This window comes from Burkholderia sp. A9, from assembly GCF_000801975.1.
The window spans coordinates 243,789-268,304 of record NZ_JSZN01000016.1 but is presented as its reverse complement, the minus strand read 5'-3'; the positions used below and the strand labels follow the sequence as shown (position 1 = coordinate 268,304).

24 protein-coding genes and 1 pseudogene are annotated in these 24,516 nt (G+C 60.1%); 17 read left to right on the top strand and 8 right to left on the bottom strand.

Annotated features, from left to right (window positions below; genetic code table 11):
* Positions 1-3 precede the first annotated feature (3 nt).
* The 4 genes from PI86_RS17045 to PI86_RS09165 all read right to left on the bottom strand — a co-directional run bounded on the left by PI86_RS17045 (position 4) and on the right by PI86_RS09165 (position 2,337).
* Positions 4-390, bottom strand: a complete 387-nt coding sequence (locus PI86_RS17045; RefSeq protein WP_152608076.1) for a hypothetical protein — start codon at positions 388-390, stop codon at positions 4-6.
* Between the two features lie 452 nt (positions 391-842).
* Positions 843-1,142, bottom strand: coding sequence for an H-NS histone family protein (locus PI86_RS09175; RefSeq protein ID WP_039321362.1), 300 nt, complete (start codon positions 1,140-1,142; stop codon positions 843-845).
* A gap of 371 nt (positions 1,143-1,513) precedes the next feature.
* Positions 1,514-2,026: a hypothetical protein gene (locus PI86_RS09170; protein WP_039321171.1), complete on the bottom strand. Its 513-nt coding sequence runs from the start codon at positions 2,024-2,026 to the stop codon at positions 1,514-1,516.
* 74 nt (positions 2,027-2,100) lie between these two features.
* On the bottom strand, positions 2,101-2,337 hold the full coding sequence (locus PI86_RS09165) for a hypothetical protein (protein WP_039321168.1): 237 nt from the start codon (positions 2,335-2,337) through the stop codon (positions 2,101-2,103).
* A gap of 146 nt (positions 2,338-2,483) precedes the next feature.
* On the opposite strand from PI86_RS09165, the gene PI86_RS16340 reads away from it, so the two are divergent.
* Positions 2,484-2,975, top strand: a complete 492-nt coding sequence (locus PI86_RS16340; RefSeq protein ID WP_442854570.1) for a phage integrase family protein — start codon at positions 2,484-2,486, stop codon at positions 2,973-2,975.
* On the opposite strand, the gene PI86_RS09160 is transcribed toward PI86_RS16340, so the two are convergent.
* Complete coding sequence (locus tag PI86_RS09160; protein ID WP_039321166.1) at positions 2,914-3,159, bottom strand: helix-turn-helix domain-containing protein; 246 nt, start codon at positions 3,157-3,159, stop codon at positions 2,914-2,916. The genes PI86_RS16340 and PI86_RS09160 overlap by 62 nt on opposite strands.
* A gap of 90 nt (positions 3,160-3,249) precedes the next feature.
* Here PI86_RS09160 and PI86_RS09155 point away from each other — a divergent pair, with 90 nt between their 5' ends.
* Both PI86_RS09155 and PI86_RS09150 read left to right on the top strand, forming a co-directional pair.
* The gene (locus tag PI86_RS09155; protein ID WP_039321164.1) at positions 3,250-3,714 is read left to right on the top strand and encodes a hypothetical protein; all 465 of its coding nucleotides are present in this window, start codon (positions 3,250-3,252) and stop codon (positions 3,712-3,714) included.
* 112 nt (positions 3,715-3,826) lie between these two features.
* The gene (locus tag PI86_RS09150) at positions 3,827-4,345 is read left to right on the top strand and encodes a 3'-5' exoribonuclease (protein WP_039321161.1); all 519 of its coding nucleotides are present in this window, start codon (positions 3,827-3,829) and stop codon (positions 4,343-4,345) included.
* Positions 4,346-4,468: 123 nt separating this feature from the next.
* Here the strand turns inward: PI86_RS09150 and PI86_RS09145 are convergent, their stop codons facing one another.
* Complete coding sequence (locus PI86_RS09145; RefSeq protein WP_039321159.1) at positions 4,469-6,226, bottom strand: phage integrase family protein; 1,758 nt, start codon at positions 6,224-6,226, stop codon at positions 4,469-4,471.
* 783 nt (positions 6,227-7,009) lie between these two features.
* Positions 7,010-8,089: pseudogene (locus tag PI86_RS09140) on the bottom strand (IS630 family transposase); the annotation flags it as partial.
* A 560-nt stretch (positions 8,090-8,649) separates the two neighbouring features.
* Between PI86_RS09140 and PI86_RS17040 the strand changes: the two are divergent.
* From PI86_RS17040 to PI86_RS09110, 10 genes are all read left to right on the top strand, one after another.
* Complete coding sequence (locus tag PI86_RS17040; RefSeq protein ID WP_152608075.1) at positions 8,650-9,066, top strand: hypothetical protein; 417 nt, start codon at positions 8,650-8,652, stop codon at positions 9,064-9,066.
* Complete coding sequence (locus PI86_RS09135) at positions 9,066-9,962, top strand: TnsA endonuclease N-terminal domain-containing protein (protein WP_039321157.1); 897 nt, start codon at positions 9,066-9,068, stop codon at positions 9,960-9,962. Before PI86_RS17040 ends, PI86_RS09135 begins: the two co-directional genes overlap by 1 nt.
* Positions 9,963-10,039: 77 nt before the next feature.
* Positions 10,040-12,466: a DDE-type integrase/transposase/recombinase gene (locus PI86_RS09130; protein ID WP_039321155.1), complete on the top strand. Its 2,427-nt coding sequence runs from the start codon at positions 10,040-10,042 to the stop codon at positions 12,464-12,466.
* Positions 12,467-12,529: 63 nt separating this feature from the next.
* A complete protein-coding gene (locus PI86_RS09125) occupies positions 12,530-14,110 on the top strand; it encodes an ATP-binding protein (RefSeq protein WP_039321153.1) in 1,581 nt (526 codons plus the stop codon).
* A gap of 37 nt (positions 14,111-14,147) precedes the next feature.
* Positions 14,148-15,497: a TniQ family protein gene (locus tag PI86_RS16335; RefSeq protein ID WP_082012186.1), complete on the top strand. Its 1,350-nt coding sequence runs from the start codon at positions 14,148-14,150 to the stop codon at positions 15,495-15,497.
* A 110-nt stretch (positions 15,498-15,607) separates the two neighbouring features.
* Positions 15,608-16,867 (top strand): TniQ family protein, encoded by a 1,260-nt coding sequence (locus PI86_RS17035; protein WP_152608074.1) that lies wholly within the window; start codon positions 15,608-15,610, stop codon positions 16,865-16,867.
* 85 nt (positions 16,868-16,952) lie between these two features.
* Positions 16,953-17,228 carry an IS1096 element passenger TnpR family protein gene (locus PI86_RS17950; protein WP_082012185.1) on the top strand — a complete coding sequence of 92 codons (276 nt, stop codon included), beginning with the start codon at positions 16,953-16,955 and terminating at the stop codon, positions 17,226-17,228.
* A gap of 506 nt (positions 17,229-17,734) precedes the next feature.
* Positions 17,735-18,178, top strand: coding sequence for a MarR family winged helix-turn-helix transcriptional regulator (locus PI86_RS09120; protein WP_039321151.1), 444 nt, complete (start codon positions 17,735-17,737; stop codon positions 18,176-18,178).
* A 54-nt stretch (positions 18,179-18,232) separates the two neighbouring features.
* Positions 18,233-19,522, top strand: a complete 1,290-nt coding sequence (locus PI86_RS09115) for a M20 family metallopeptidase (protein WP_039321149.1) — start codon at positions 18,233-18,235, stop codon at positions 19,520-19,522.
* A 32-nt stretch (positions 19,523-19,554) separates the two neighbouring features.
* Entirely contained in the window at positions 19,555-20,241 is a 687-nt protein-coding gene (locus tag PI86_RS09110) for a trimeric intracellular cation channel family protein (RefSeq protein WP_052319414.1), read from the top strand.
* A 110-nt stretch (positions 20,242-20,351) separates the two neighbouring features.
* Here the strand turns inward: PI86_RS09110 and gcvA are convergent, their stop codons facing one another.
* Positions 20,352-21,251, bottom strand: coding sequence for a transcriptional regulator GcvA (gcvA, locus tag PI86_RS09105; protein WP_039321147.1), 900 nt, complete (start codon positions 21,249-21,251; stop codon positions 20,352-20,354).
* Positions 21,252-21,371: 120 nt separating this feature from the next.
* On the opposite strand from gcvA, the gene PI86_RS09100 reads away from it, so the two are divergent.
* From PI86_RS09100 to PI86_RS09085, 4 genes are all read left to right on the top strand, one after another.
* Positions 21,372-22,076, top strand: a complete 705-nt coding sequence (locus PI86_RS09100) for an SDR family oxidoreductase (RefSeq protein ID WP_014898863.1) — start codon at positions 21,372-21,374, stop codon at positions 22,074-22,076.
* 62 nt (positions 22,077-22,138) lie between these two features.
* On the top strand, positions 22,139-22,609 hold the full coding sequence (locus tag PI86_RS09095) for a RidA family protein (RefSeq protein WP_039321145.1): 471 nt from the start codon (positions 22,139-22,141) through the stop codon (positions 22,607-22,609).
* Positions 22,610-22,661: 52 nt separating this feature from the next.
* Positions 22,662-23,591 carry a DMT family transporter gene (locus PI86_RS09090; protein ID WP_235362718.1) on the top strand — a complete coding sequence of 310 codons (930 nt, stop codon included), beginning with the start codon at positions 22,662-22,664 and terminating at the stop codon, positions 23,589-23,591.
* 541 nt (positions 23,592-24,132) lie between these two features.
* Positions 24,133-24,516 carry a thioesterase family protein gene (locus PI86_RS09085; RefSeq protein ID WP_235362717.1) on the top strand — a complete coding sequence of 128 codons (384 nt, stop codon included), beginning with the start codon at positions 24,133-24,135 and terminating at the stop codon, positions 24,514-24,516.

Here is a 24,516-nt window from a genome sequence, read left to right as displayed (position 1 = left end):
ATCTCAGTTGGTAGTCAGGACATCGGACCAAGGAAACTCTAGAAGCTCTGTATGTAACGCACCGGGCTGCCAGGCGCGGTCGGGGAAATGAGACCGGATGAAATCGTCGAGGGCCGCTTGCCCGAAATAGGTCCGATACTCCTCGGCGATCCGAAGAGGATTCGTCGGTGCGATGCCTTTTCTCCCGGGGTATAGCTGTTCGACCATGGCGTCACATAAGTCCCCCCACAACGGAGGTTGCCGGCTGTCCTTCGCGGGAGAAAGCGCATTCTTTGAGAAGCCTGCGCCTACCAGTACGGCAGCCCCCCGGACTGTCCCATCACGCCATAGTGCTCGAGCGAATTGCTGTAATGCTGAATAGTCGGGAAGCGAGTCGATTTTAAAGGTCATTCTGAGTTCCGGCGTGTACGGTCGAGCCACTGTAGTGCGAGTCAGTCCTATCCCTTGGCATATATCCCGAATGGCACCCTAATTATTCGGTAGACGTAGGCTATAACCTATTGCTTGTGATGCCGGATCGCCAATAGCAGTGTGCATTGTCAAAAATTTATGCCGAGATGTCGAATGTCTGAATCCGCCGCCGAACTCGGTCCGACTTGAACTGGCATAGTGCTCAGCCATTGATTGGTCCACGTAGGTCGGAGATTGCCTCCATTTGCGCCATTCAGCGAATGCTCGCGAATGTCGCCAACCTGCTACGGAAAGTGACCCCGTCGGCTAGTGTGCAATAGCGTCGTGGAATCAGGACTGTGTCAAGTGTGTTCATCGGGCGCTTTATGCACATGCTTTGACTGCCGCGGATATTACCTTTCCGCGGCCAGCCACGTCATGGGTGAAGTGACTTACTCCTGAATCAGGAATCGACTGCGGTTCTTGGCATCTTTGATCCAGGCAGGCGCGCGGCCGCGGCCCGACCAAGTTGCGCCGGTCTTGGGATCGCGATATTTTGCTTCTAGCGGCGCCTTTGTCTGCTTTGCCGACCGGCCGCGACGCGTGCCAAAGATATCCTGCTCGGTAATGCCGTACTCCGCGACCTTGGCACGGATGTCGTCAACAACAGTTTGGAATTCTGCCACCCGGGCGGCTTCAGTCTTCTCCGCCAAGGCGTCCATTTGAGCTTTCAGCTCCTTGTAAGTCGCCATGTTTTCCTCCTCTGGTTGTGCTGCGCACATCATAGCGGTTTCGACTCACGAGAAGGAGCGATTGCCGGCGTCGCCACGATCTCTGACCATGGCTAGGGTGGCACAGGCAATGTTGTGCCAATTCCGACGCATTGCCAAGGCAATGACAAAGCTCTTTGTCGCGGGAGCGATAGGAACGAAGCTCGAGAGCCAGAAGGCTCGATAAGGCGAAGCCATGAGAATTTGGCCTCGGTCGCCGCGACAGTCCGCGCATCCGCGGTGACGGCGACAGCGTCGTGGTCGGCATCGCTGGCGCGAGCTGCGTGCGTGTTCCGACAACCTGAACGCGATAGGTATAGTCATCGAGGCCGGCTGCCGCGCGTCCACACGCGCTACCGGGCGTCGTGGTCTTTCATTTTCTTCAACAGCGACCGACCTAGGTCGGTGTAATCCACATAGTCCTTGTGGGCACAGTCCCGGTTCCAGTTCGATGCACTGTCAGCGGCGAATTTGAAGACGCTGCCTTGCTTCAATTGCCAGGTGGCATAGCCGCGATTCATGCCGCCAAATCCATTCCTGGACGCATACTCCATGCACGCATTCATGATATTCGCGGTGTGAACCACGCCGACGCTGGACACCAACATCGATTGCTGGTCGCGCATCGCATCATAGGTTTTGCTCACTACGCCGAGCACCGCAAGTCGTTCAGTACGCGCCGCGGACTCGGCTTGCTTTGTGGCTTCGAGATCCTTTTGTTTCTGCGCGCTCTGTTGAACGGTGTCCAGCACCGGGGTAGCGGCTGGTGTACCGTGCAGCGAATCAATCGCATGGCGGGCGAGCCCGCCAATTAACATTACCGCTATCAGCGTAGCAACAGCCTTCGCGATTGGCTTGGCTTCCATGATTCCGTCCCCGCACTTCCACGGCTCGCCGAGTCTGGCATCGCGCTGGATGGTCGGCGTGCAGGCGCCATTGATTAATTCGCCGGCATGAATTGACCGGTCTGCGTATTGATGTAGCCACCACCGACCGGCTGGTAGAACGCGCCAGTTTGCGGGTTGCTGTACGCTGGGCGTGGACGAAGGTGCCTTTGCTGTTGCGGCACCGGCGTGCCCCACGTATAGGAATCGACCATCCGTGCCTGGCCGGTCCACTGCGCTTGAGCCACAGTGCTGGCGCTGGCCAGTAGAAGGGCCGCCATCATTCTTTTCATGTTCGTCTCCGTATCCCCGTAACGGATGACGTGAACCTAGCACGAACCACGGCGCCGAGATACGCGGAACCGCACTATCCGGGTTCTACCGGAATCCGCGAAGCGCCCTTGTAAAAGTGAATCAATACGCTGCGTTTTCCGACACGATGGTAAGGCGCGCGGCCGACCTGCTGGAGCGTGTTCAAGCAGCAAGCGAACAGTTTGCGTGGGAGCGGTTCGTGGATTGGCGGCAGATGCGTGCGCCCGGCATTGCGACGCTCGCAGACGTCACGGTGCGGATTCCGCGTTGGCGCCAGTGGTGGAAGGCGGTACCCAGGCTCGGCCCGGCCAGTGCGCGTCGCGTCGAAGTATGCCTCGCTGCGCATCTCGCATTGACGGGATGGGTGAGGGAGCTCGTCGCCGTAGCGCAGCGGCATCAAGTCGTGGACGCAACAGCGGCTGCCGCGCGACGTCGACGGCTCGGCCCGCACCTTCAGCCAGCCATCGGTACGCTCGACAAGGACGACGATTACCAAGCGGTGCACGCGTGGCTGTCGCTGCACGGATCGGCTGCGACTTGCCTGGTTAGACCATGCTTTAGAGACCTGCGGTCTTTAGAAGCTTCGACGGCGAAATATCCAAGGCGCCTGCGATCCTGATGAGGTTGAGGATCGTCAGATTGCGCTCCCCTCGTTCGATACGACCCATATGACTTCGGTCGATTCCGGTTGCGTGGGCAAGCGCCTCCTGGGAGACACCGAATTCCAGCCGACGAGCGCGAACCGTCGCGCCAATTGCGGCCAGATGTCCTGCATCGTCCAGTTTGCCCGATACCCTTTGCATCTCATGATGGTCGCGGTATGATGCTCGATTGGCCACGGCATTTACGACCCATTTGTGCGGGTGCTGCCAGGCTCTCGAGCTTTAGGGAATATGTTTCTGATTCAGGACGAAAATCGTCTGCCGCTTCAGTCGGCGGTGGCAGGCGAGGGTGCAGGCGTATGGGCCGTGATGGAGCAGTGGACGCCTGGCGACTTGCTGGTCCTGCGAGTGTCGGAAAAGCGATCGCGCGGGGTCCCGTGCGTGATCTGGATGGATCTCACGTCTGGAGCGGCGTCGTTGGATCAGTTTCTCGACGGCGGCAACGTGTTGCGTGGGGCAGCGGTGGTGAGTACCCGCCGAGGACGCCCGGTTGAGGACTGGTATCTGGATCCGCTGAGCGAGATCCGGGTCGGGGCGACCGAAATTAGCGCAGACGATCGCACGCTGTTGACGGTGACGCAGTTCACGACGGTGGCAGGGCGGAAGTTTTCCGTGGCGCATGGGTTTGCGACGCGCTACGCCCGCGGAAGGCGGATCTGGCAAGCGCGTCGGTCGCACTCAGGCCCGATGCAGTGACCGAGAGAGGTCGCGCTGTCAGACGGACAGGCTACGCGCGCGTTCGGGCTCTGATAGTGAGGTGGGAGGAATTCCAAGTGTTATGTGCTGAGTGCATCCGGGGCGGGCGGCTATGACGGATGCCCGCTTTCAGGATGGACCGATCTGGTCCGTACCCTCCAAAGGCCGTAGCAGTTGGGGAAATCGCTTCTTCATCGACACCGAGTTCACCGGTTTTGAGGCGCCCCAACTCATTAGTCTCGCCATCGTCGGGGAGAACGGATCCGAGTTCTACAGGGAGTGCGCCGACTATGATGCGGCGCGCTGTAGCGACTTCGTTCGGGCCGTGGTACTGCCGCAACTGGGCCGATTTGACGGACGCGCGATGCCCTTTGAACAGTTGCGTCAGGCGTTGCGGGCTTGGATCCTGGGTATCCCGGCTACGTCCAAGCCAGTGCTTTGCTACGACCTCCAGACGGACTTAGACCTGCTGCGACTCCTGTTTGGTGGCCCATTGCCTGACGGCTGGACGCTCGAGAATATCCGCGGCCTGATCGATGCTCGGCGGCGAGCTGCATACTTTGCGCGGCACGGCGGCGAGCACCATGCGCTGTATGACGCGCGAGCAAACGCCTACGCCTGTATCAGTTGAGCGCGACCCAGTCGAGGCAACCGCAAGGTAACGCAGTCTAGCAACTCTTCCAACCATGACGCGTCCTGTTTCGAACGTGCCGCGAGATTTTTTGGCTGCGAGGGGCAAGTTCCGATGAGGTGATCAGCGTGCGAGACGTTGGAAGGCGGCGCTGACCTGACGCGCGCGCTTGGCCTCTTCGCCGTGCAGATAGGTCGAGGTGGTTGCCACCGAGGCGTGGCGCAGGTTATCGCGCACAACCACCAGTTCCACGCCGGCATCCAGCGCGTGGGTAGCGTGCGTATGACGCAGCCAGTGGGGGCTGGCGCACCGCAGCTTCGCGGCGAGCACCGGATGGCGTGCGGCCACGCGCTCCGCCGCCTCTCGGAAAAAATTCCCCAGCACCTGCCGCAGCCGTGCCGCGCTGATGCCGGCACCGCCGGGGTGGCCCGGGACACCAGGCCGTGCTGCGCGCCGCTCGGTATCCAGGGTCGCTAGCAGTGGCGTGGCCGGCTGCCAGCGGGCACGCCTGACCGGCAGAGCCCGCGCCTTCAGATACCGACGCAGCGCGTCGCGCGCGAGGGGCGGCAGGGCGACGCGCCCCGGTTTTGCCCCCTTGCCGGTCACCTCGAGCCATAACGTGCTCCGCGCGTCGGCCGCGATGTCGCCGAGCGTCGCGGCCACCAGTTCCTGCGCACGCAGCCCGGTCGCATAGCCGAAATCCAGCACGAAACGCAGCCGCTGGGCGGCCGGCACGGTCCAGCCCGTGCGCTCGAGCTGGTCGGCGAAGGCGCGCACGGCCCGCCACTCGCGACCGGTCAGCGCCCGTCCGGCATCGAACGGCGCGCGCACTCCGCCGCCACGCACCGTCACCCCCGCAAAGGGGTTGAGGACCACATAGTGCTGGTCGACGAGCCACCCGAAGAGGGCGCGCAGGACCGCCAGCGCGTAGGCGATCGACCGCGCCGTCAGACGTCCGGTGAACGGGCGCCAGGCGGGCGCGGCGCGCGGGCACGGCGGTCCGGTCCAGCGTGCGACCGGCGTGGGATGGCGCAAGAACGCGCGATAGGCGATCGCGTCGTCGGTGGTCAGCGACGACAGCGGCTGGCGACGCGCCACGATCGCCCACAGCAGCAACCGCTCGGCCTCGCGCCGGTACGCGCGGGCGGTGTGCGGCGCCTCGTGCAGCGCCAGCCACGCTTCGATGGCTTGATAGTCGTTGGTCGCGGCGAGGCCGCACGTATCACGCGGGGCCCGGAAGCGCCCCTGCGAGCCATCGAGGGCCGCGGGCAGCGCTTCAGGGGACCACAGTGAGACCGCTTGCGCATCGGCGCCCTGGCGGGCCACCAGTGCAGCGCGCCGGGTCAACTCGGGATGCGCCGCGAGGAACGCCTCGATCCGTTGCGCACCCCGGCGCCCCAGCCCCGGTATCGTCCGCCACCAGCCTTTGCGGTGGGCCCGTTGCACCAGCAGGTCGGCGAGCGAGTCGACGCGGGCGGCGGCGAGTGCGCGCGCAATGCGCGGGGGTAGCCACCGATGCACGGGATCGGCCGGTTGCGGCACGGGGAGGGGCGTGGCGCGCAGCGCATCGAGCGCCGCGACGACCCGCGCCGCATGGCGGGTCCGGTCCGCCGCCGGGTGCGTGAAGAGCGGGATCAGGTCGTCGCGCTGGCGGGCACTCGCGCACGCGACCAGTTGGCGGCGGATGCGGCCCAAGATCCCGCGCGACGACTGGCCATTTGCCTTGCGATGCGAGAGGTAGCGGGTGACCGCCGCGCGGGCCGTCAGCCCGGCGTGCCAGGCGCGTAGCGCGGCCAGTGACGCGAGGTCGGGCAGGGCAGCGGACTCGGTCGGTTCGGCGCGGGTCCTCCGCCTGGCAGAGGAGGCAGAGGTGGTGTGCATGCCATCAGTTTAGGCCGCGGAGAGGGCACTTGCGATAAGAGTATTTATCGCAACTGGCGCGAGAGCACACTCACTGCTGGCAGCGTCGCGCAGTCGCTTTCAGTGCTGGAATGGTGTTTTCAGCCAGCTCAGCAAATGAAGGCCCCAAAACGAAGCCGGAAGGAGGGAATTGGCAGGCAGCGGCGCCACGACAGCGAACCGCCCGTGCTATGCAACTGACGGATGTGCAGGCGCGCTGGGCACGGAGCGCCGACGGAGCGTGCAGATTTCGATGAACGTGATTTGCGCCGGATTCTCGGAACCGAGCGCTTCGATGAGTTGCGGCCAGCGGTTGTCTCGCGCGCGCTCACTGAGATGGGGGAACGCAAGTAGAGTCGCCCCTTATCACGGGGAGCGCAGCATCGTCGGCTCGAAAGGGTCGTGGTGTCGGCGGGCGGAGGCGCGCAGCGGCTATAGCACCTCTTGGAAAATTTAGATTGTGTCCGGTTCGAGGTACGGTTGAAGGAGCGTGGCAACCCGTTCCGCCATCGCGTCAAGGGGCCCCGAACCTGGCAGCGGTTCCCACCGCCCGCTATGGTTGCGAAAGGCGGCCACATAATGATCGTGACCTGCCGGCGTCAGTCTGGCCACGGCCGGGAGGCAAACTGGGTATCCCCAGCGTTTGATCAGAATATGCCGGCCATATGTCCCGGTGGCTACGTACTTATGGGCTAGCAGTCTGCACAGCTGGCGGTTGAGTTCAACAGCGCAGTCCCGGAGGGATAAGCCGGGAATGTCGGCCTCGTGATGTGCCGGCCCGCTACGGAAGCCGCGGAACGCCCACTTAAAGGGGCGCGCCAACCGGTTCTGCTCACGAATAAACTGCTCGGTGCACTCACGCAGATGTGCGACGCTAGTATGGCTTGCGTTGTTTAGCACGCGGCGAGTATAGAGTGCAAACCACAATTCGACCTGGTTTAGCCAGCTTGAATGCAAAGGAGGGCGATAGAAGTGGAATCGCCCACCATGTCGTGCGTTGAACGCCTGCCAGAGGGCCCGTGCATGCTGCGTGTTCAGATTGTCCCAGATTACGTGCACTTGTCTGCCAGGGTAGGCAGCGGCCACGTTTTCCAAGAGGGCCATGAGATCGTCCTGGGTGCGCTGCTCAAGGCAACTCGCAATAACCTGTCCGGTATGAACATTTAGCGCGGCAAAGAGAGTCTGGGTGCCGTGACGGACATATTCCCGCTTACTACGCTGCGAACTTCGCGCCAGCAGAGCGCCGCGTCTATGCCGGTGTTCAATAGCCTGAATGCCGGATTTTTCGGATACGCTCACCACCACTGCGTTTCGGGGTGCCTTTCGGTACATATCGCAGATCACGTTGACCGTCTCACGAAAGGTGGCGTCCGGGCTCGATAGCCACTTCTGGACCCGGCGCGGGCGTAAACCTTCCGCCCGCAGGATGCGATGGACGTGGCTGCGGCTGATTTTCCCGACAATGCCCTGTGCCACGGCATCCGCGGCAATGTCGTCGAGCGTTGGTGGGCGCTCCCCTCCCGCTTTCTGCGGTTTACGCGCCAACTCGATCAACTTCAGTCTCGCTTTGGGCGTGATGCGCGGCGGTCGGCCGCCGCGCTCCATATCCCAGACGCCCGACGCCCCTTGCCGTGCGACGCGCTGGCGCCACGCACAGACGGTCTGTACGGAAACCCCCAACTCCTGAGCAATAGCCGTATTCGCCTGGCCCTCATCGGCCATTAGCGCAATACGTGCGCGCGTGACCTCGCGCGATGGCGCCGTGCGGCGCCCAACGAGTAACTCTAATTCCTGCCTGTCCTTTTTTGTCAGCCGGACTGGCTTTGCGTGGCGGCCTCGACTCATTTTGCAATGTTAAACGATCTGCCTATTTATTAAAAATACTTTTGGGATAGTGCGTCGTTCGATTTTAGGATTGCCTCCCCCTGTATGGCGACTTGTTGGAATTTTTCTCTCATATCTACTCTGATGTGGAAGATTGTTTTGATAAGTTGCGAAAACGCGCAATTGTTTTTTAGTTAATATACGGTGGATCCCTAGCGTCTCATTTTCTTTCTTTACTGCCCAGTGTTGGTTTCCTAACATGGGACGGAGCGTCGCGATGGGCGGTTGTACGGTGTCTGTCCCGACCTCACGACACACCGTAAGCGTGTGTTGACTCGCACCTACTCATAGTGCTCGGCCTGGGAGGTATTCCATTGCAATAGACGGCGCTCGGTGAGGCTTTCCTATCGTCCAATACCGTAGGAATACGTATTAATTATATGAAGGCGACTGCATTGTTGTCCGTTCGTACACGCATATGAATATCTGCATGGACGCTATTGAAAGCCCGCTTTCCGCCAGGAGAAGCCGAGAAATTAATGCTCTAAATATTGTAAAGTAGACGGCTAGCTAGAAGCGTGATGGCACTGACTTATTTGGATCTTGAAAAGCGGCCAGGAAGAATTGGTATATATGTGCTCCTGACGGAATGGGATCCCGCTGTTGATCGATATCAATTTGGAATTAAGGCGGAAAGTCAAACGGCTTCGTGTAGTGACACCCATGGCGGCTACGTGCCGATAATCAGCCATACGCTTGATGGTCGGGTGCGGTGGCAAATATGTGAGGATGACGACGGCAATCTACTCAGTATCGCGCATCAGCGTGAGATCAGGAAAATGGTTGCAGCAGGAAATGCAGAGCTTCGAACGCTTCTAGGGGACTGGAATTGGGCCTTCTACTCCGGGGATGTGCTTGTGAGCCGTGAACCGGTGCGTTTCGCGCCATCGAAGCGTGGCCGCCAGTTTCTTGTCACCGATATCTGCGTGGGGACGTGATGGCTGAAACCGATCTGACGTTGTCGGAACAGACGAAAGCGCGTTTCGCTAAGGAAGGGCGCGGCACGGGAGAAGGGGCTTCGTATATTTCCGGGAGGACCTTCCGGGAACTGCGTGGTGTGGGTCGGATGTACCGCTTTTCGAGCAGCCGGTGTGGTGGGCGTCAGATCCAGCTGCCCTCGGACCAGGCGCTCGTCACGTTTCTAGAGGAACACTGGGACCCTGATTCCTGCGAGTTCAAGGAGTATTTTCCTCTGCTGGACGTCGACGAGACGGCACAGATCGCCTCGTCGATCGGGATCAAGCATCCGACGTATAAGGATGGCAGTCCCCGGATTCTATTCAGCGACCTGCTTGTTTGTCGGCATCTTTCTGACCGTTTCGTATGGACAGCCCTGCACACGGTGTCGTCCCGGAGCACGGCCGATGAGCCATCGCGGGAGTACAGGATCGCAAAGGCCTACTGGCAACGAAGGGGAATCGACGCACGGGAGGTTCGGTCCGACGGCCTGAACACTCCGCGTGCGCGTAACCTGTGGGTGCTCTTCGGCCACAGCGAACAAGTCGCCGCATACGGCTTGGAAGAAGATGAGCAGCTTGCACACGAGGCGCTGCTCCGGACTTTGTGTGCGCACCGAACCCTCATGATCGGCGATGCCTGCCAGCATGTGGCGCGCAAGCTTGGATTTGATCCTGCGCTGTGCGTGCGCGCAGCACATCAGCTGATCGCGACGCGGCAGATCGCTTGCTCGCTCGACATTCCACATCTGCTTGCGCAACGGGCGATACAAGTCAGGTACCCAGCGTCGACGGCGACGGACGAATCTAGGCCGAGACCCAGGCGATCCTTTTTTGGGGCAGTCGTCGGGCTGACCCGGGTGCGACGGGGGCGCTGACACGCTGAGGCTCACCAGCTGGTGGAGCCGATTCAGGTTTTCCTTTCCCGAACTGGTGTCACAACCGGAGCAAAGAAATGGCAGCGAAGGTCCTGCCGGTACCCTTGCCAGCGGTTCGTTCGTTGGTCCGGAACGAATCCACAGGCCGCCTCTACAGGGTCGTGCTGGCGGGCGCACGCGAGCCAGTAGTCGTGCTGGCCTCAATATTCGGTAAGCAACGGATCCTCGAACACATACCGATTGCTGCGTTCCGGACGCGTCTCGACACCGGGTACGACGGCGACGATGGGCGCTTCGTGATGGTGGAAACCGATCCTTACGATGTGATCAGAAAAGCCGCTGGCAACACGCCCGGGCAGAGCGCACAGTCGGACCTAAACTGGACGCGGCTCCAGGGCCTGGTCGAGGACCCAGTACGGTTCCGCAAGATACTCTTCCCTGGCGCAAACAGGCGCCGCACGATTGACGAATTCGCGTGCGAGCAGGGCACAAGCCGGTGGACGGTGGAGCGGCTGCTTATTGACTATCTGCAACGCGGCATGGATGAACTGGCGGTGGCCAGCGAACTGTGGCGCTGCGGGCGAACGGTTCAACCGATGCCAGCTTGCGACGATAGCGAGGCAGGGGCTACCTGTAAACCAAGGCACTACAAGGAGCGCCCCGGACGGAAACCCTCGAATGGTGGGCAATACTTGCTGCCGTCCACGCTTCTGAACCAGCTTTTTGCACAATATATCGATATCTATCTGACGAGCCGCGAAGGACCTTGGGAAGTAGACGTGTCGGACGAACTGATGAAGGTGATCCGACGCACCAACGCTGACGCAAAATTTCCGGGGCAACGCAAGAGACGGCGCACAAAGCAAAGCCGGGAAACGCGCAGGCGTTATCCGCATGCATCGGCGAAGCGGGAAGGCAAGCGACGGCACAGGACCTTGCAGGACATGGTTGACCACTGCAACTATGTCACGCGTTGCGTGCGCGAAGTACGGGATGTCACAGGGCAGTTGATCGAACTTGAATTTTCGCCCTGCAATCGGATCTCGTACAGGCAGCTTCAGCACTACTGGCACAGCAAAGTTCCCGTTGAAGTCCGGAAGCGCAGGGCAATGGGCGAACGGAAATATGCGCTATCTGGCCGTCCGAAACATGGTCATGCGTTGCAGCACTGCCTGGGGCCTGGGACGCAGTTCATGATCGATGCAACCATTGCGGACGTCTATCTGGTGTCGGTCTACGACCGGACCGTCGTCGTGGGCCGCCCGACGGTCTATCTGGCGATGGACGTCTGGAGCCGGATGATCGTTGGCATCCACGTTACCTTCGATCCCCCCTCGTTTGAGGGCGTAGCGCTCGTCCTCGAAAATATTGTCACGCCAAAAGACGAGTTTTGCGCCCGGTACGGGTTGAGGATCGATCCGCGCGCTTGGCCGTGTCGTGACCTGCCGCTACTAGGCTTCATGGCGGATCATGGAAGCGACTATCTGAAGGCGCTCGCGTGGAAAGCGGTGAATCGGCAATTGCATATGCCAATCAGCAATGTATCGGTGCGCAATCCTTTGATGCGCGCACTAATCGAGCGCAGGTTCGGCACCATTCCCGCACGGTTTCAGCCAGCGACATTCGGGGTTGTGGAAAAGGATGCGACGACACGGGGAGCACCCCGCTATGCACACGATGCGTCAGAGACGATCACGGAGTTCACCAAGAAGCTGATACGGGCGATTCTGGTTGATTCACAGATGCCGATTGGGCGCGAGGGCGCTGAGAACGCCATGATCTTTCAGGGTGAGGCGGATACACCGATCAACCGCTGGCACTGGGGAATGCAGAACCTGACAGGTTCGCTCAAGCATTATTCGCTCGATGAGGTGCGCAGGGCTACCTGGCCGCATGCGATGGCCACGCCCACAGACAAGGGCCTGAAATGGGGCGACGCGTACTACACCTCCCCGTTCATCGAAAGCACACTTGTCCATTGTTGGGGAAAAAATGGCAAAAAGAAGGTGCCCATCCAGTTCAATCCGGACGATATGTCACAGATCCTCCTCAATGGAAGTGACGGTTTCGAATACGGTTACCAGTCGGGGACAAACCGACAGTTGCCGGGCAATGTCAGCCTGATGGAATGGAATGTCCGAAAGGCACGGAACAGCGCAAACGCGAGGGCGCAAAAGGACGCGCTCCAGCCCGAGCGTGTGATGGAAATGATCAACGACGCGGAGGAAAGTCACTGTGCAAAACGGGAACAGAAGCAGGAGTTGGACCGTGTAGGCCTCAAACACCCGGAAACGTCCCAGACGCGTGCGACGCGAGAACGAGAGCAGAGTATCGGTGGTGAGATCAGGAGGGCGCAGAACGGCATCGGAAAGAAGCGCGCGGATTTCGTTGCGTGGTCCAAAGCGAAAAGACCGGAGCCGTCCGGGAATGCGTCCAGCCTCTCTGAATCGCAGATCTCCGAGCAGGTCCAGCAAAACACGTTGGATCTGCTGGGTCGGGGGTAGCGGCAGGTTCGCATTTAGTCCAGTCAAACCTTGATTTAAAAAACCGAGTATCAGGAGGGGAGCATGCCTTCAAGCGGCGACGATGATTATAAGAAAGTTCCTGTCGATCTAGACGATTTCTACCAGTTTCGTAACGAGTGTCCTGTGGTTAAGGCAATCTATCACTCCTCGGAACTCGAGTTGCCGGAAGATGCAAACAATCCGGCCATCCTCGCCCTCCCTCCGCTTGGTAAGCGAAAAGAGATCTTCAAATCGCTGGAAGCGGCTCTGGCCGTGCCACATGCGCCACAATACCGCAAGTGGCCCATTGAGCTGAAATTGCTTGGTATCGGGCGCATTTCAGATGTGCGCATATCAACTGTCGCGCACGTCAAGATGCTGGACTGGCTTTACATAGCGTTACGTCATCGCTATCGCGGTCTTGTGCCGACCCGCTCGTTGAAGAAACTCGCACAACAGAATTACGCGTCGACGCAGAATGGTACGCCGGTTCCAATTTCAGCACCGGGTGACTCTCACGCCGAGAGCATTACGGTCCTGGGCATCTCCGGTGCCGGAAAAACGACTTTGATCAAAATGGTGCTAAGCACGTTGCCGATGGTGATCCAGCATAACCGCTTTCGATCAATCCGCGCGCGATTCGATCAAGTTGTCTGGATCATGGTCTCCTGTCCACCAAACGGGTCCGTGGCGACCCTCATGAAAGGCATCCTGCACTGGTTTGAAAAGAAACTAGATGCGCACTATGTCGAGGACATGAAGAGCAAGGCGAACACCGCAGATTACATCGAAATGGTTGAGTATGCTTTGGACTTGCATAAAGTAGGCGTACTCGTCATCGATGAGATTCAGTTCGCCTTCAAGTCGGCGGACAAAGCACAGTTGATGGGCTTCTTGACCAATTTGCTGAACAGTAACAAGTGCACTTTTGTCCTGCTAGGCACACCCGATGCTCGGCGCTACGTCACGAAGACGTTGAGGAATGCCCGTCGCTGTGGGAGCAATGGGTACATTTCAATTGATCCCTTAAAGTCCAAGACGCACAAGGACTGGATTGCGATAGCAACAGCCATCATAAGTATTGATTTTCTTCCCGAGCCACCAGACAACCCGTTTGAAATCATTGAGGTGTTGCACGAAGTCAGTGCAGCGGCACCAGCATTCGCCAAGCTCGCGTGGAAGCTGACGCAGTACATGGGGCTGCAGGCAAACCTAATGAAAGTAACAGCGGCGCTGATTCGCCGGGCCGTGAAGGAAGGATTCGGTCCGGTACAAGGGCTGATCTCGGCACTTCGTTCCAGAAACTATGCCGTTATGGCTGATTGTGAAGATCTCGCGACCTCCGAGGTCGAGGCAGTCCGCGATAGGATCCAGCGCCAAGCAGAGGACCGCCGATTACGAACAGATCTGAGACAGAACGAAATCACATCGGTCTTCAGCAGCGCCGTCGCAGTGTTGCTGGAGATGGGAAGAACGTTAATCGGAGCAGAATCCGCTGCGCGTAATGTTCTTACAAGCAATCCAGATTATACGTTAAAACAGGTTATTTGTTGCGTCCTAGAACAAGAGAAGGAGAACCAGCCCGCGGGCGATGGCAATGAGAGGCGGAGCTCGGGAACAGCGGCGTCTAGGAAAGCAACCTGAAGTTGGATTGGCCGAATCACTGCTTTAAGGAAACGGCATGGCAGTATACATGGATCAGCCTCTGTCAGATGAAGCGTTGTTCAGCGTGATCGCACGCTATCTACAGCAAGCCAGAGTCGAAAATAGCCGTAAAGTTTTGCTTCAACTTTTCGGTGAGCAATGCAGGCTAACAGTCGCTATTGCTCGCGATCTCGAGCGGCTTGCGAAAGAAGTGGTCAGACCGTGGGGCCTTAGCAGCACTCAAATCAAAGATCGATTGACGTTGTTTCCATTCTACGCGGCGGTATGCGATTCGAAGGAGAAGGCATACTCAACAATGTTGCTGAATGATAGACCAGGTGACGCGGGAAGCGTATCGCTCGGTGCTCTCGGGCTGCGGTATTGCGAAAGTTGCTGGGCAGAAGACCTAGCAAAAGGGCGTCCTCGATATTGGCGCAGAGCGCACCAGTTGCCTGGCGTTGTAGCGTGCTGGAGGCATCGGCGCGCCCTGTTTAGCGGGGGATCCGGCACGACGCAGAGGATACTTGAGACAGCAATGAAACCTGGCCGGGGAACGTTGATCGATTGCACGAGCTTCAGGCATCAAAGAAATGCGCAATGCCGCTTGGCAATATTTTGTCGCAACTTGCTCATTGGTCGAATCCGCTTTGCGCGAATGTTTGACCGCCATCTACGGATGGCATACGCGCAAGCAATCGGTTATCGATCAGGCATGAGCGTCGACATCGAACGATTGTTTCGGGACATCGTGGCACTTCTGGGGCGCGAGTATTTTCAAGCAGTTGGCTTGCCTGTGCATAGCTCTGACTGGCTGCATCGTGCCTTCTTCGCAGAACAGACGACACCCGGTCACGCGTTGAGGGCGGTGTTGACGAATTTTTTCATAAATGAACGCTTAAATCGAGCGTCCTCATGTGAAACACCCCTTTGCTCGTCAGCTCGTTACTTGGGCGACAGATCTCATCGTCTGATAATGAGGGGCCGTGGGTCTGAATCTCAATATTTCTGTACGTGTGGGTTGTCATTTCGGGTGGAAATCAATTGCGCGACTGGCCTTTGCGAGTTGATTCCAACACAAGAGGGCCCGGATATCTTTCTTGCTATGGCCATTTTACATGACAGGCAACATGCCAAAGGTGAAATTGCGCATACATTGGGTGTGGGCAAGGCGAGTGTTTTTCGAGCAATCGAGCAGGGGATTAATGTAAGCCCTTGGGAAAGACGTACGGTACGTGCCAAAGCCTTGGCACATTGGGTGGAACTTTTCTGGAATTGCTGTGGGAATGTCGATCTTGCTTTTTCTGAAAACTACAGGCTGTGGGAAGCACTTGGCTCTCTGCAGATGTACCTCCCACGGGAAGTCACACCCAAATATTTTGAGAAATGAGTGATTCCCTGTTCAGGGGGTATCCAGAAATAAAAGATATATCACATTGGTGGCGCACGGGGAATGAGGGAAAAATTTGGAGTGGAAATTAAATGTAAAATGGAGGGCGTATGGCAGTTTATCTTGATGAGCAGCTTTCCGACGAGCCTCTTTTTGGAATAGTCGCTCGCTATATTGAGCGTACTCGTTCGCTAAGTGCCAAGAAGGTCATAAGGAACGTGTTCGGGCGTGTCACAGTCGCTACTTCGATGCCGAGGGGGCTTCTTTATATTGCGGATCAGACCCAGCGGTGTTGGGGATTGTCGGAAAAGGAAATTGCGGAGCAAATGACATGCTGGCCCTATTTTTCCGCTCTTCTTTCGCCGAAAAGAAGCGCCAAAATCTTCGAGCAAATGACTGAACTATCGGTACAGGATATTGGTTCTTATCAACGCGGCCCCGCCGTCAGAAACGGATGGTATGGACATCGGTTGTGTCAAAAATGTATGCGGGAGGATCGGGAGTCAGGAGTTTCTATTCACTGGCGCCGCGCTCATCAACTACCTGGCGTTTTCATTTGTCCATGGCATGGCGAGTTACTTTGGTATTTGGATAAAATGGAGGCGTGCAATTATGGATATTTTTCGCCCGAAACTGCGATTAAATTGGGTGCTAGACCGATTGCGCTGCGGCTAGCTCGGGGGCAGAGGAAAGGCTGTTGCGAATTTGCCCGTGTTTCCGTTGATCTGTTGAATGGTCGATTCTCGATGAATTTCGAAAATCTACGTACTTTATTTAAAAACGTAATATGCAGACGATCATTTCTCGTTCGAAATTGTTGCGACGTGAACAATGAGCGGATGGAGCGGTTAATATTGGATTGCTTCGGGGGTGACTTCGTGAGCATGGTTATTCCGAAATGGAGGGGTGACAATTTGAGATCGCGCAATCGAATGCACGTGCAAAGTGCGCTTCAATATGTGGTGGTGGCGACTATTTTTAGGATGATAAGTAATGGTGATTTAAGAATCGATGGTTCTGATTTTTCTGGCCTTTTTGAGGAAAAGTCGTTTGGTGATATTGAAAATACATTTATAGTGCCACGATCATTGTTGTTTTGTCCTAGTAAGGTGGCTGCGCATGGACCTGGGCACATGGTAGAGCACACTGCTAGAACACTCGGGAAACTCGCTGCGGCATGCAGTTGCGGGATGCGCTTCATCCTTAAGTGGGCGGGAAGATGGAAATTCGTCCGTGTTACTCGGTGGGGCGTCGAAGATAGGCGGGAAGTATTGCGATTGAGGTCTCTCGGAATGAGAGCGCCTGTGATTGCACGTCAACTCGGTATGCCAATAAGAACTGTTTACAGAGAAGTTGCTGGACGTGAGTAAGCGTTGCGCCAGCACCTTCTGTTCGTGAGGATCGAAATTCGGCAATTTAATTTTCATTTGCTAGAGAAGACTAGCCTCCCCCGGCATGACGTTTGTCTACAAGTACGACTTCGGTGATGCTTGGGAAGACGACATCGTTGTGAAGAAAGTCGAGAACAGCGAAAGCGAGCCGAGAGGTTGTCCACACATTATTGCCGGAGCGCGGGCATGCCTAAGACTTCGATGCCGAACTGTTCGACCGCCGCTCTGCGGACGCGACGCTGCTCCGCATGGCTTGGGATCGAGGGGGCAGACAGTAGATTCCCAGTCAAGACAGGATTTGCGCAGCACTTACATTGGACGAGCGGGACCTGCAACTTAACCCGTTCGGCAGCGCTGGGGGGGGGGTGATCATCCGCGACAGAAATGAATATAAAGCCCTGCCTGAAAACGATAGCGCTTATAGCGCTTTGACCGCGCGCCGGCCTTTTAAATATAGGCATTTTCCATATGGACCTTATTTAAACGCCCTCTCGCGGCCTTGATCCATATGGCAAGTGCAAAGTCTTGTATATCGGGGGAAGGACGCTACAGACGCTTCGAGTCACGAGTGCAGGCTTTCAGAGAGTGACGCTCATGCGCCTGGAGCCGGGGAGCGAGGCCCCACATAGAGTTCGAGTGCAGGCTTAGTTGTGTGCCTACAATTGGCTGTGGAACGGCGGAAAAAGATCCGCATGACGGCGCGGATATGGCCCGGTTTTCGCGCGCCATCGCCCGATGTCATCGCAGGGAAATAGTTGAAAATTTCAACTAAGAATCTATACTTCGACGCATTGCCGGGTGCGTGCTGTGTCGTCGCCTGCCGGCTCATGCAAAAGGAGCGCGCACGTGTCTACCGGTTCGACCCCTGGATTCCTTACCTTCAGGCTGGATCTCGCGAGCGCGCTGCTCAGCGCGCGCGCGAATGCGATCTACCGGGAGCGCTGGAGCCTCGACGTGCGTGCGTTGCGCGTGCTGCGGCTCATCTGTTTGGAAGCGGGCATCACGCCGAAAATCGTGTCGCAGCGCGCGCTGATCGAAAAGACGCTGCTGTCCAAGACGCTCGCCGAGCTGGAAGCGCGCGGGCTGATTGCCCGCGACACGCATGAACAGGACCGGCGCAGCGTCACGTTGCACGGCACGCCCGAAGGTGTCGAGGTGGCGCAGTCGTCAGCGCAAGTCGGCGAGGCGCTCGAAGACACGCTCGTCGCCGGATTGACCGCGAGCGAACGCAAGACGCTGGACCGTTTGCTCGAAAAGCTGTCCGACAGCCTGATTGACGACGCGGCCTGAACGGATCGAAAGCGGCAGCGCCATTCACATCCCTCAACCTCCCTGGAGTCGTTCATGACGCATCTGATCGATACGCTCGCGCCCGCCATCGGCGCACTGCTGCCCGAACTCGAAGCGATCTACAAGGATCTCCACGAACATCCGGAACTGTCGATGCAGGAATTCCGCACGGCGAAGATCGTTGCCGATTACGTGGAATCGCTCGGCTACGACGTCGCGCGGGAAGTGGGCGTGACCGGCGTGGTGGCGATCCTGCGCAACGGTGCCGGCCCGACGGTGATGCTGCGCGCCGACATGGATGCATTGCCGATGGCCGAAGCCACGGGCCTGCCGTACGCGAGCAAGGTGGTGGCGAACGACGAGGACGGCGTGCAGGTCGGCGTTGCGCACAGCTGCGGGCACGACATGCACGTGACCTGGTTGCTGGGCGTCGCGCGCCTGATGGCCGAACATCGCGGCGAGTGGGGCGGCACGCTGATGGCCGTGTTCCAGCCGGGCGAGGAGGTGGGGCGCGGCGCACGGAGCATGGTCGACGACGGGATGCTGGCACGCTTTCCGAAGCCCGACGTGATTCTCGGTCAGCACGTGATGGTGGGCGCGGCCGGAACGGTCGGTTATCGAAGCGGCACGATCCTGTCGGCGGGCGACAGCCTGAAAGTCAGGTTGTTCGGGCGCGGCTCGCACGGCTCGCAGCCGCAGACTTCGATCGATCCCGTCATCATGGCCGCATCGACGACGCTGCGTCTGCAGACCATCGTGTCACGCGAGATCTCGCCGCGTGACAGCGCGGTGCTGACCATCGGCAGCCTGCAGGCCGGCACCAAGGAAAACATCATTCCCGACGACGCCACGCTCAAGCTCAACATGCGCACCTACGACGAGGACGTGCGCGAATACATGCTGGGCGCGATCCGGCGCATCTGCTGCGCCGAATGCATGGCGTCCAACGCACCACGAGAGCCGGAATTCACCACGCTGTCGAGCTACCCGCTGACCGTCAACGACGACGCGACCACCGCGCGGCTGCGCACGGCCTTCGACGCGCATTTCGGCGACCGTGCGTACGAGACGGAACCGGCGGCGGCCAGCGAGGATTTCAGCGTGTTCGGCCGCGAATGGGGCGTGCCGTACGCATTCTGGTTCATCGGCGGCACCGATCGCGAAGTGTACGAGAAAGCCCGTGCAGCGAAGAAGATCAACGAAATTCCGAGCAATCATTCGCCGCTCTTCGCACCGGTGATCGATCCGACGCTGCGTGCCGGTCTCGAAGCGATGCTGTGTGCGGCAGGGGCGTGGCTCGGGCTCGGCGCAGCCGCCGTCGAATCGACGAGCGAGGCAGCGTGAGCATCGGATGGGGCGCCGAAGTCGGCGCGCACGTGAATGCCCATACCGCATACCGCACGCTCGATCTGATCGGCACGTTTGCGTTCGCGATCTCGGGCGCCGTGGCGGCGCGGCAGCGGCGGCTCGATCTGCTCGGCATCCTCGTCGTGACCTTCATCGTCGCGTGCGGCGGCGGGATCATGCGCGACGTGTGCATCGGTGCGACGCCGCCTGCGGGGCTGTCCGACTGGGTCTATCTGGCAGTGACGGCGCTTGCCGCGCTGCTCGTGCTCGTCGCGTATCCGACGGTGCGCCGGCTGCGCCATCCGGTGCTGTTCTTCGATGCGATCGGGCTGGGCCTGTTCGCGGTCGCGGGTGCGCAGAAGGCCTGGGTCTGGACCCAAAGCGCGGAGACGGCAATCGTGCTCGGGATGGTCAGCGCGGTCGGCGGAGGCGTGTTGCGCGACATGCTGCTCTCTCGCGTGCCAGCGATCCTGGAGCGCGAGATCTACGCATCGGCGGCGCTACTCGGTGCGGCGCTGCAGATCGGGCTCATGTCGATCGACGCGTCGTCGGTCTGGACGCCGTGGATCGCGACGACTGCCTGCGTGCTGCTGCGGCTCGCGTCGTTGCAGTTCGGCTGGCGTTTGCCGGCTTTCCGCACGCCGGAACCCAGACGGAAAACCGGCATGCGGGCGCAGGAAGCCGAAGACGGCCGGCACTGCGAACTGAAAGACTGAACGGGTCTTTGCCGGCGCTCCGCCGAATTTCACGAGAGCCCCGGTTCGTCTGCCGCGATGCGAATGGCCGGAGCCGCAGCGGGATCGAAGGGGGCTTCGGGTTGCCGGTGTCACGCGTTCCCGTACTGCGCAAACAGCCAGCGGCGCATCGCCTCGAGCGCATCCGAATGCGCATTGGCCTGCGGAAAGACGACGTAAAACCCGAGTGACATCGGAAACGAAAAATCGAACACGCGGCGCAGCCTGCCTACCGCTATATCGCGCTCGACGAGCGGCGCGCTGGTCAGTGCGATGCCTTGACCGGCGATCGCCGCGTCGATCGCGAGCAGCGACTGGCTGAACCGCGGCCCCTTCGTCGGATCGGCCCGGCCTGTGCCACCGAGTTTCTCGATGAACTCGGGCCACAGATCGTGCGCGTCGTGCAACAGCGCATGCTTCGACAAGTCTGCGGGCGTGCGGATCGGCGCGCCGCGGTCGAGCAGCGCCGGGCTGGCGACGGCGAAGATGTCGAGCGGAACCAGCAGCTCCGCGGCGAGGCCGGCCGGAAACGGCGGCTTGCTCAGCCGAATCGCGATGTCGACGCCATCGGCCCGGAACGACGCAAGCCGTTCGTCGGCGATGACGCGAACCTCGATGTCGGGGTGCAGCCGGCCGAAGTCCGCCAGCCGCGGAATCAGCCACTTCGACGCGAACGACGGCGTCGTGCTGACCGCCAGAACCGTGGGGCGCTGGCCGAGGGCGTCGGTTGCGTCGGAGATGATCTGCAGCGCGCGCTGGACCGACGAAAAATACTCGAGCCCTTCGCGCGTCAGCGCCAGCCCCCTGGGCAGCCGCCGGAACAGCTGAACCTCCACGACGTCCTCCAGATGCCTGACCTGCTGCGCGACCGCGCCCTGGGTCACGTCGAGTTCGTCGGCGGCCAGCCGGAAATTGAGGTGGCGCGCGGCGGCCTCGAACGCGCGCAGCGCATTGAGCGGTGGCAGCCGACGGGTACGCGATAGAGCCTTCATGCAGTAGAAATTCTACAGGGTGGATGGAGAAATCATCGTTCGACAAGTCGATTATAGAGCCCTAGAGTGCTGCTATAGACGATGATCACGGCGCACAGCCGACCTATCCTGGAGAACGACATGACTGTAGAGAAAGTGGCTTTGGTGACGGCGGCGGGCAGGGGCATGGGCGCCGCGATTGCGCGCGACCTCGCTAACAACGGTTATCGCGTCGCGCTGATGTCGCCGTCCGGCAGCGCGGTCGAGCTGGCCAACGAACTCGGCGGGTTCGGCCTGGCGGGGTCCGTCACCGAAGACGCCGACATCGAGCGTCTCGTGAACGAGACGCTCGCGAAGTACGGCCGTATCGATGCGGTCGTCAACAACACCGGGCATCCGCCGAAGGGCGACCTGCTCGCGATCGAGGACGACAAGTGGCACGAAGGGCTCGACCTGATCGTGCTCAACGTCGTTCGCGTGCTGCGCCGCGTGACGCCCGTGTTCCTGAAGCAGGGCGGCGGCGCGGTGGTCAACATTTCGAGCTTCGCGGCCGACGCGCCCGAACAGGCGATGCCGGTGTCGTCCGCGCTGCGCGCGGCGCTCAGTTCCGTCACGCGCCTGTACGCCGATCGGTATGCGAAGGACAACATTCGCATCAATTCGGTCCTGCCCGGCTTCATCGACAGCTGGCCGGAGACGCCCGAGATCGTCGCCCGCATTCCAGTCGGCCGTTTCGGCAAGACGCAGGAGATCGCGCAGACCGTGACGTTCCTGCTGTCGGAAGGCGCGGGCTACATCACCGGGCAGAACATTCGGGTCGACGGCGGCATCGTGCGCGCGCTGTAACGCTGACCCGGACCGGGACGACGCGCGTGCGCGTCCCGGCGCCAGGTCCGTGCGAGGTGAATATGCAAAAAGATATCGAAGGGCGCCTGCAGGCGCTCGGCGTCGTGCTGCCTGTCGCGCCGAAACCGGCAGCCAACTATGTGCCGTTCGTGAGGACGGGGAACCTGCTGTTTCTCGCGGGCGCGTTGCCGTTCGTGGACAACCGGCTCGAAACGACAGGCCTGCTCGGCCGGGATCTCGATGTCGCGCAAGGGCAGGCGCTGGCCAGGATCTGCGCGATCAACATGCTCGCGCAGGTGAAGGCGGCGACCGGCGATCTCGAACGCCTGTCCCGCGTCGTCAGGCTGTCGGCCTTTGTCGCGTGCGTGCCCGGATTCGTGGAGCAGCCGGCGGTGGTCAACGGCGCGTCGGATTTTCTCGTGGACGTGCTCGGCGAAAGCGGACGTCATGCGCGTTCCGCGATCGGCGTATCGGTGCTTCCGCTCAACGCGCCGCTGGAGATCGAGGCCGTCTTCGAGCTGAAGGACGATTGAGCGCCGGTCGCAGGCGCGGTGTCGAAGGTGCGACGATCAGGTCGATGGAACGATGATGAGAAAATCAGCGGTACTGGCTTTCTGCCTGCTGGGCGGCATCTGGGGCACCAATTTCATCTTCATGAAATGGGCGGCCGACGTGGTGACGCCGGCGCAGACGACGCTGCTGCGCGTGCTGTGCGGCTTCGCGCCGATCCTGGTCTACGCGCTGGCGACGCGGGCGCTCGAATGGGCGCATCTGCGCTACGTCCACCACTTTTTCGTGATGTCGTTCCTCGCGACGTTTCTCGACTACTTCACCTATGCGCAGGGCGCCGCACGGCTGCCGTCCGGCGTCGCGGGCATGCTCAGCGGCACGATCCCGATCTTTGCCGTGGTGTGCTCGGCGATGCTGCACGGGCGCAGCGGCATGGACGTGTGGAAGTCGCTCGGCGTGGCGCTCGGTTTCGTCGGCGTGACGCTGATCGCGCGCCCGTGGTCCGCGGGCGTGAGCGGGATCGACATGGCCGGCGTGGGCTGGATGCTCGGCGGGTCGTTCGCGATGGGCCTGTCGTTCATCTACGCCAGAAAGTTCATTACGCCGCTGAAGATATCGGGCGTCGCGTTGACGACGTATCAGGTCGGCCTCGCCGCACTGTATCTGCCGGCATTCACGCCACTCGACGGCACCGCCGTCCTGCTGCAGCATCCGCGGGCGGCGATCGGCCTGGTGGTCGGTCTCGGCATGCTGGGCACCGGGGTCGCGTACCTTGCGTACTATCACATCGTCGATCATCTCGGGGCGCTCGCGGCGTCGAGCGTGACGTACATCCCGCCGGTGGTGGCGCTGTTCATCGGCGCGGCGCTGGTCGGCGAACCCACGACGTCGGCCGAGTACCTGGCGGTCGTGCTGATTCTCGCCGGCGTAGGCGTCACGCAATTCGGGAGCGGCATCCAGTCGGCGCTCGGTCTTGCGCGTGCGAACGCGTGTCAGCGGAATTGAACCCGTGCGGACACGGTAGCGAGCGATCGGACCGGCACTCGAACCGCATGGCAACCGACAGACGTTCCGCCAGCGGCATCAGCTATGCCGCTCGCCGACCCTGTTCTCCTCCGGGAGGATCGCGTCGCTGTCGAGTTCGGTCGGCACGGAAGGGTGGGTAGTCGGCGCGTTCGGTCAGGTGAGCCGGTGCCGACGGGTATCGTCGATGGCCGAATCGTTATCGGAAAGTGACGATATGCACGGAAGGCACTGCCGTCTATGGGGTTGACAGGTGTTGCCTCATGACGGCCGCATTGTCGTGGCCGGATGCTTCCCGGAACGCTTTCAGCCTGCTCGCCTGTCACAGTCAATTTCCCTTCCGATCGTAAAGATTTTTTCCGTTCAAATCGAATACGGTGTTCTGCCGTGTTGACTGCACACGCCCGTCGGGCAAGGGTTTGCGGTTTGGTTTCGGCTTGGCACGGGCTTTGCGATAGTAGAGCGCAAATGAACCGGGGGAGCCCGCCCGATGCCAGCGAAACGTACGACGGTCTCGAAAGCGATGGGGATACCGAAGCCGGGTGAGTATCGTCTCGACGCAGAGGCATGCGATCCCGACGTGCTGTCCATGTCCGCATTGATGGGCCTCGTGGAAGCAGCTTGCGTCGACGCGATGAGCGGCCGAATTCGGGGCGATGAGTGTTCGATCGGCCGCATGACGCATTTCACGCATCTGGCGCCGACGCCATCGGATGTCCCGGTTTTCGTCACCGCGACGTTCCGGACGTTCGACGGCGAACGGTACTGGTTCGATGTCGTTGCGGCCGATGCGGCCGGTCCGGTGGCGAGCGTGAGTCATGCGCGCTCGATCGTGGAGCGTGCCGCACTTGAGTTCCAGTCTGCAAGCCGTCGCAGCTGTGTCGGCAAGATAGATTCGTCATGCTAA

Excerpts from the sequence above, each read along its gene's own strand:
- PI86_RS09125 (WP_039321153.1), top strand. The coding sequence starts at position 12,530 with ATGCCTTCAAGCGGCGACGATGATTATAAGAAAGTTCCTGTCGATCTA.
- PI86_RS17035 (WP_152608074.1), top strand. The coding sequence starts at position 15,608 with ATGGCAGTTTATCTTGATGAGCAGCTTTCCGACGAGCCTCTTTTTGGA.
- PI86_RS09115 (WP_039321149.1), top strand. The coding sequence starts at position 18,233 with ATGACGCATCTGATCGATACGCTCGCGCCCGCCATCGGCGCACTGCTG.
- PI86_RS17950 (WP_082012185.1), top strand. The coding sequence starts at position 16,953 with ATGACGTTTGTCTACAAGTACGACTTCGGTGATGCTTGGGAAGACGAC.
- gcvA (WP_039321147.1), bottom strand. The coding sequence starts at position 21,251 with ATGAAGGCTCTATCGCGTACCCGTCGGCTGCCACCGCTCAATGCGCTG.
- PI86_RS16340 (WP_442854570.1), top strand. The coding sequence starts at position 2,484 with ATGGTAAGGCGCGCGGCCGACCTGCTGGAGCGTGTTCAAGCAGCAAGC.
- PI86_RS17040 (WP_152608075.1), top strand. The coding sequence starts at position 8,650 with ATGGCACTGACTTATTTGGATCTTGAAAAGCGGCCAGGAAGAATTGGT.
- PI86_RS09095 (WP_039321145.1), top strand. The coding sequence starts at position 22,139 with ATGCAAAAAGATATCGAAGGGCGCCTGCAGGCGCTCGGCGTCGTGCTG.
- PI86_RS17045 (WP_152608076.1), bottom strand. The coding sequence starts at position 390 with ATGACCTTTAAAATCGACTCGCTTCCCGACTATTCAGCATTACAGCAA.
- PI86_RS09150 (WP_039321161.1), top strand. The coding sequence starts at position 3,827 with ATGACGGATGCCCGCTTTCAGGATGGACCGATCTGGTCCGTACCCTCC.
- PI86_RS09130 (WP_039321155.1), top strand. The coding sequence starts at position 10,040 with ATGGCAGCGAAGGTCCTGCCGGTACCCTTGCCAGCGGTTCGTTCGTTG.
- PI86_RS09145 (WP_039321159.1), bottom strand. The coding sequence starts at position 6,226 with ATGCACACCACCTCTGCCTCCTCTGCCAGGCGGAGGACCCGCGCCGAA.
- PI86_RS09155 (WP_039321164.1), top strand. The coding sequence starts at position 3,250 with ATGTTTCTGATTCAGGACGAAAATCGTCTGCCGCTTCAGTCGGCGGTG.
- PI86_RS09170 (WP_039321171.1), bottom strand. The coding sequence starts at position 2,026 with ATGGAAGCCAAGCCAATCGCGAAGGCTGTTGCTACGCTGATAGCGGTA.
- PI86_RS09090 (WP_235362718.1), top strand. The coding sequence starts at position 22,662 with ATGATGAGAAAATCAGCGGTACTGGCTTTCTGCCTGCTGGGCGGCATC.
- PI86_RS09165 (WP_039321168.1), bottom strand. The coding sequence starts at position 2,337 with ATGAAAAGAATGATGGCGGCCCTTCTACTGGCCAGCGCCAGCACTGTG.
- PI86_RS16335 (WP_082012186.1), top strand. The coding sequence starts at position 14,148 with ATGGCAGTATACATGGATCAGCCTCTGTCAGATGAAGCGTTGTTCAGC.
- PI86_RS09175 (WP_039321362.1), bottom strand. The coding sequence starts at position 1,142 with ATGGCGACTTACAAGGAGCTGAAAGCTCAAATGGACGCCTTGGCGGAG.
- PI86_RS09135 (WP_039321157.1), top strand. The coding sequence starts at position 9,066 with ATGGCTGAAACCGATCTGACGTTGTCGGAACAGACGAAAGCGCGTTTC.
- PI86_RS09160 (WP_039321166.1), bottom strand. The coding sequence starts at position 3,159 with ATGCAAAGGGTATCGGGCAAACTGGACGATGCAGGACATCTGGCCGCA.
- PI86_RS09085 (WP_235362717.1), top strand. The coding sequence starts at position 24,133 with ATGGGGATACCGAAGCCGGGTGAGTATCGTCTCGACGCAGAGGCATGC.
- PI86_RS09100 (WP_014898863.1), top strand. The coding sequence starts at position 21,372 with ATGACTGTAGAGAAAGTGGCTTTGGTGACGGCGGCGGGCAGGGGCATG.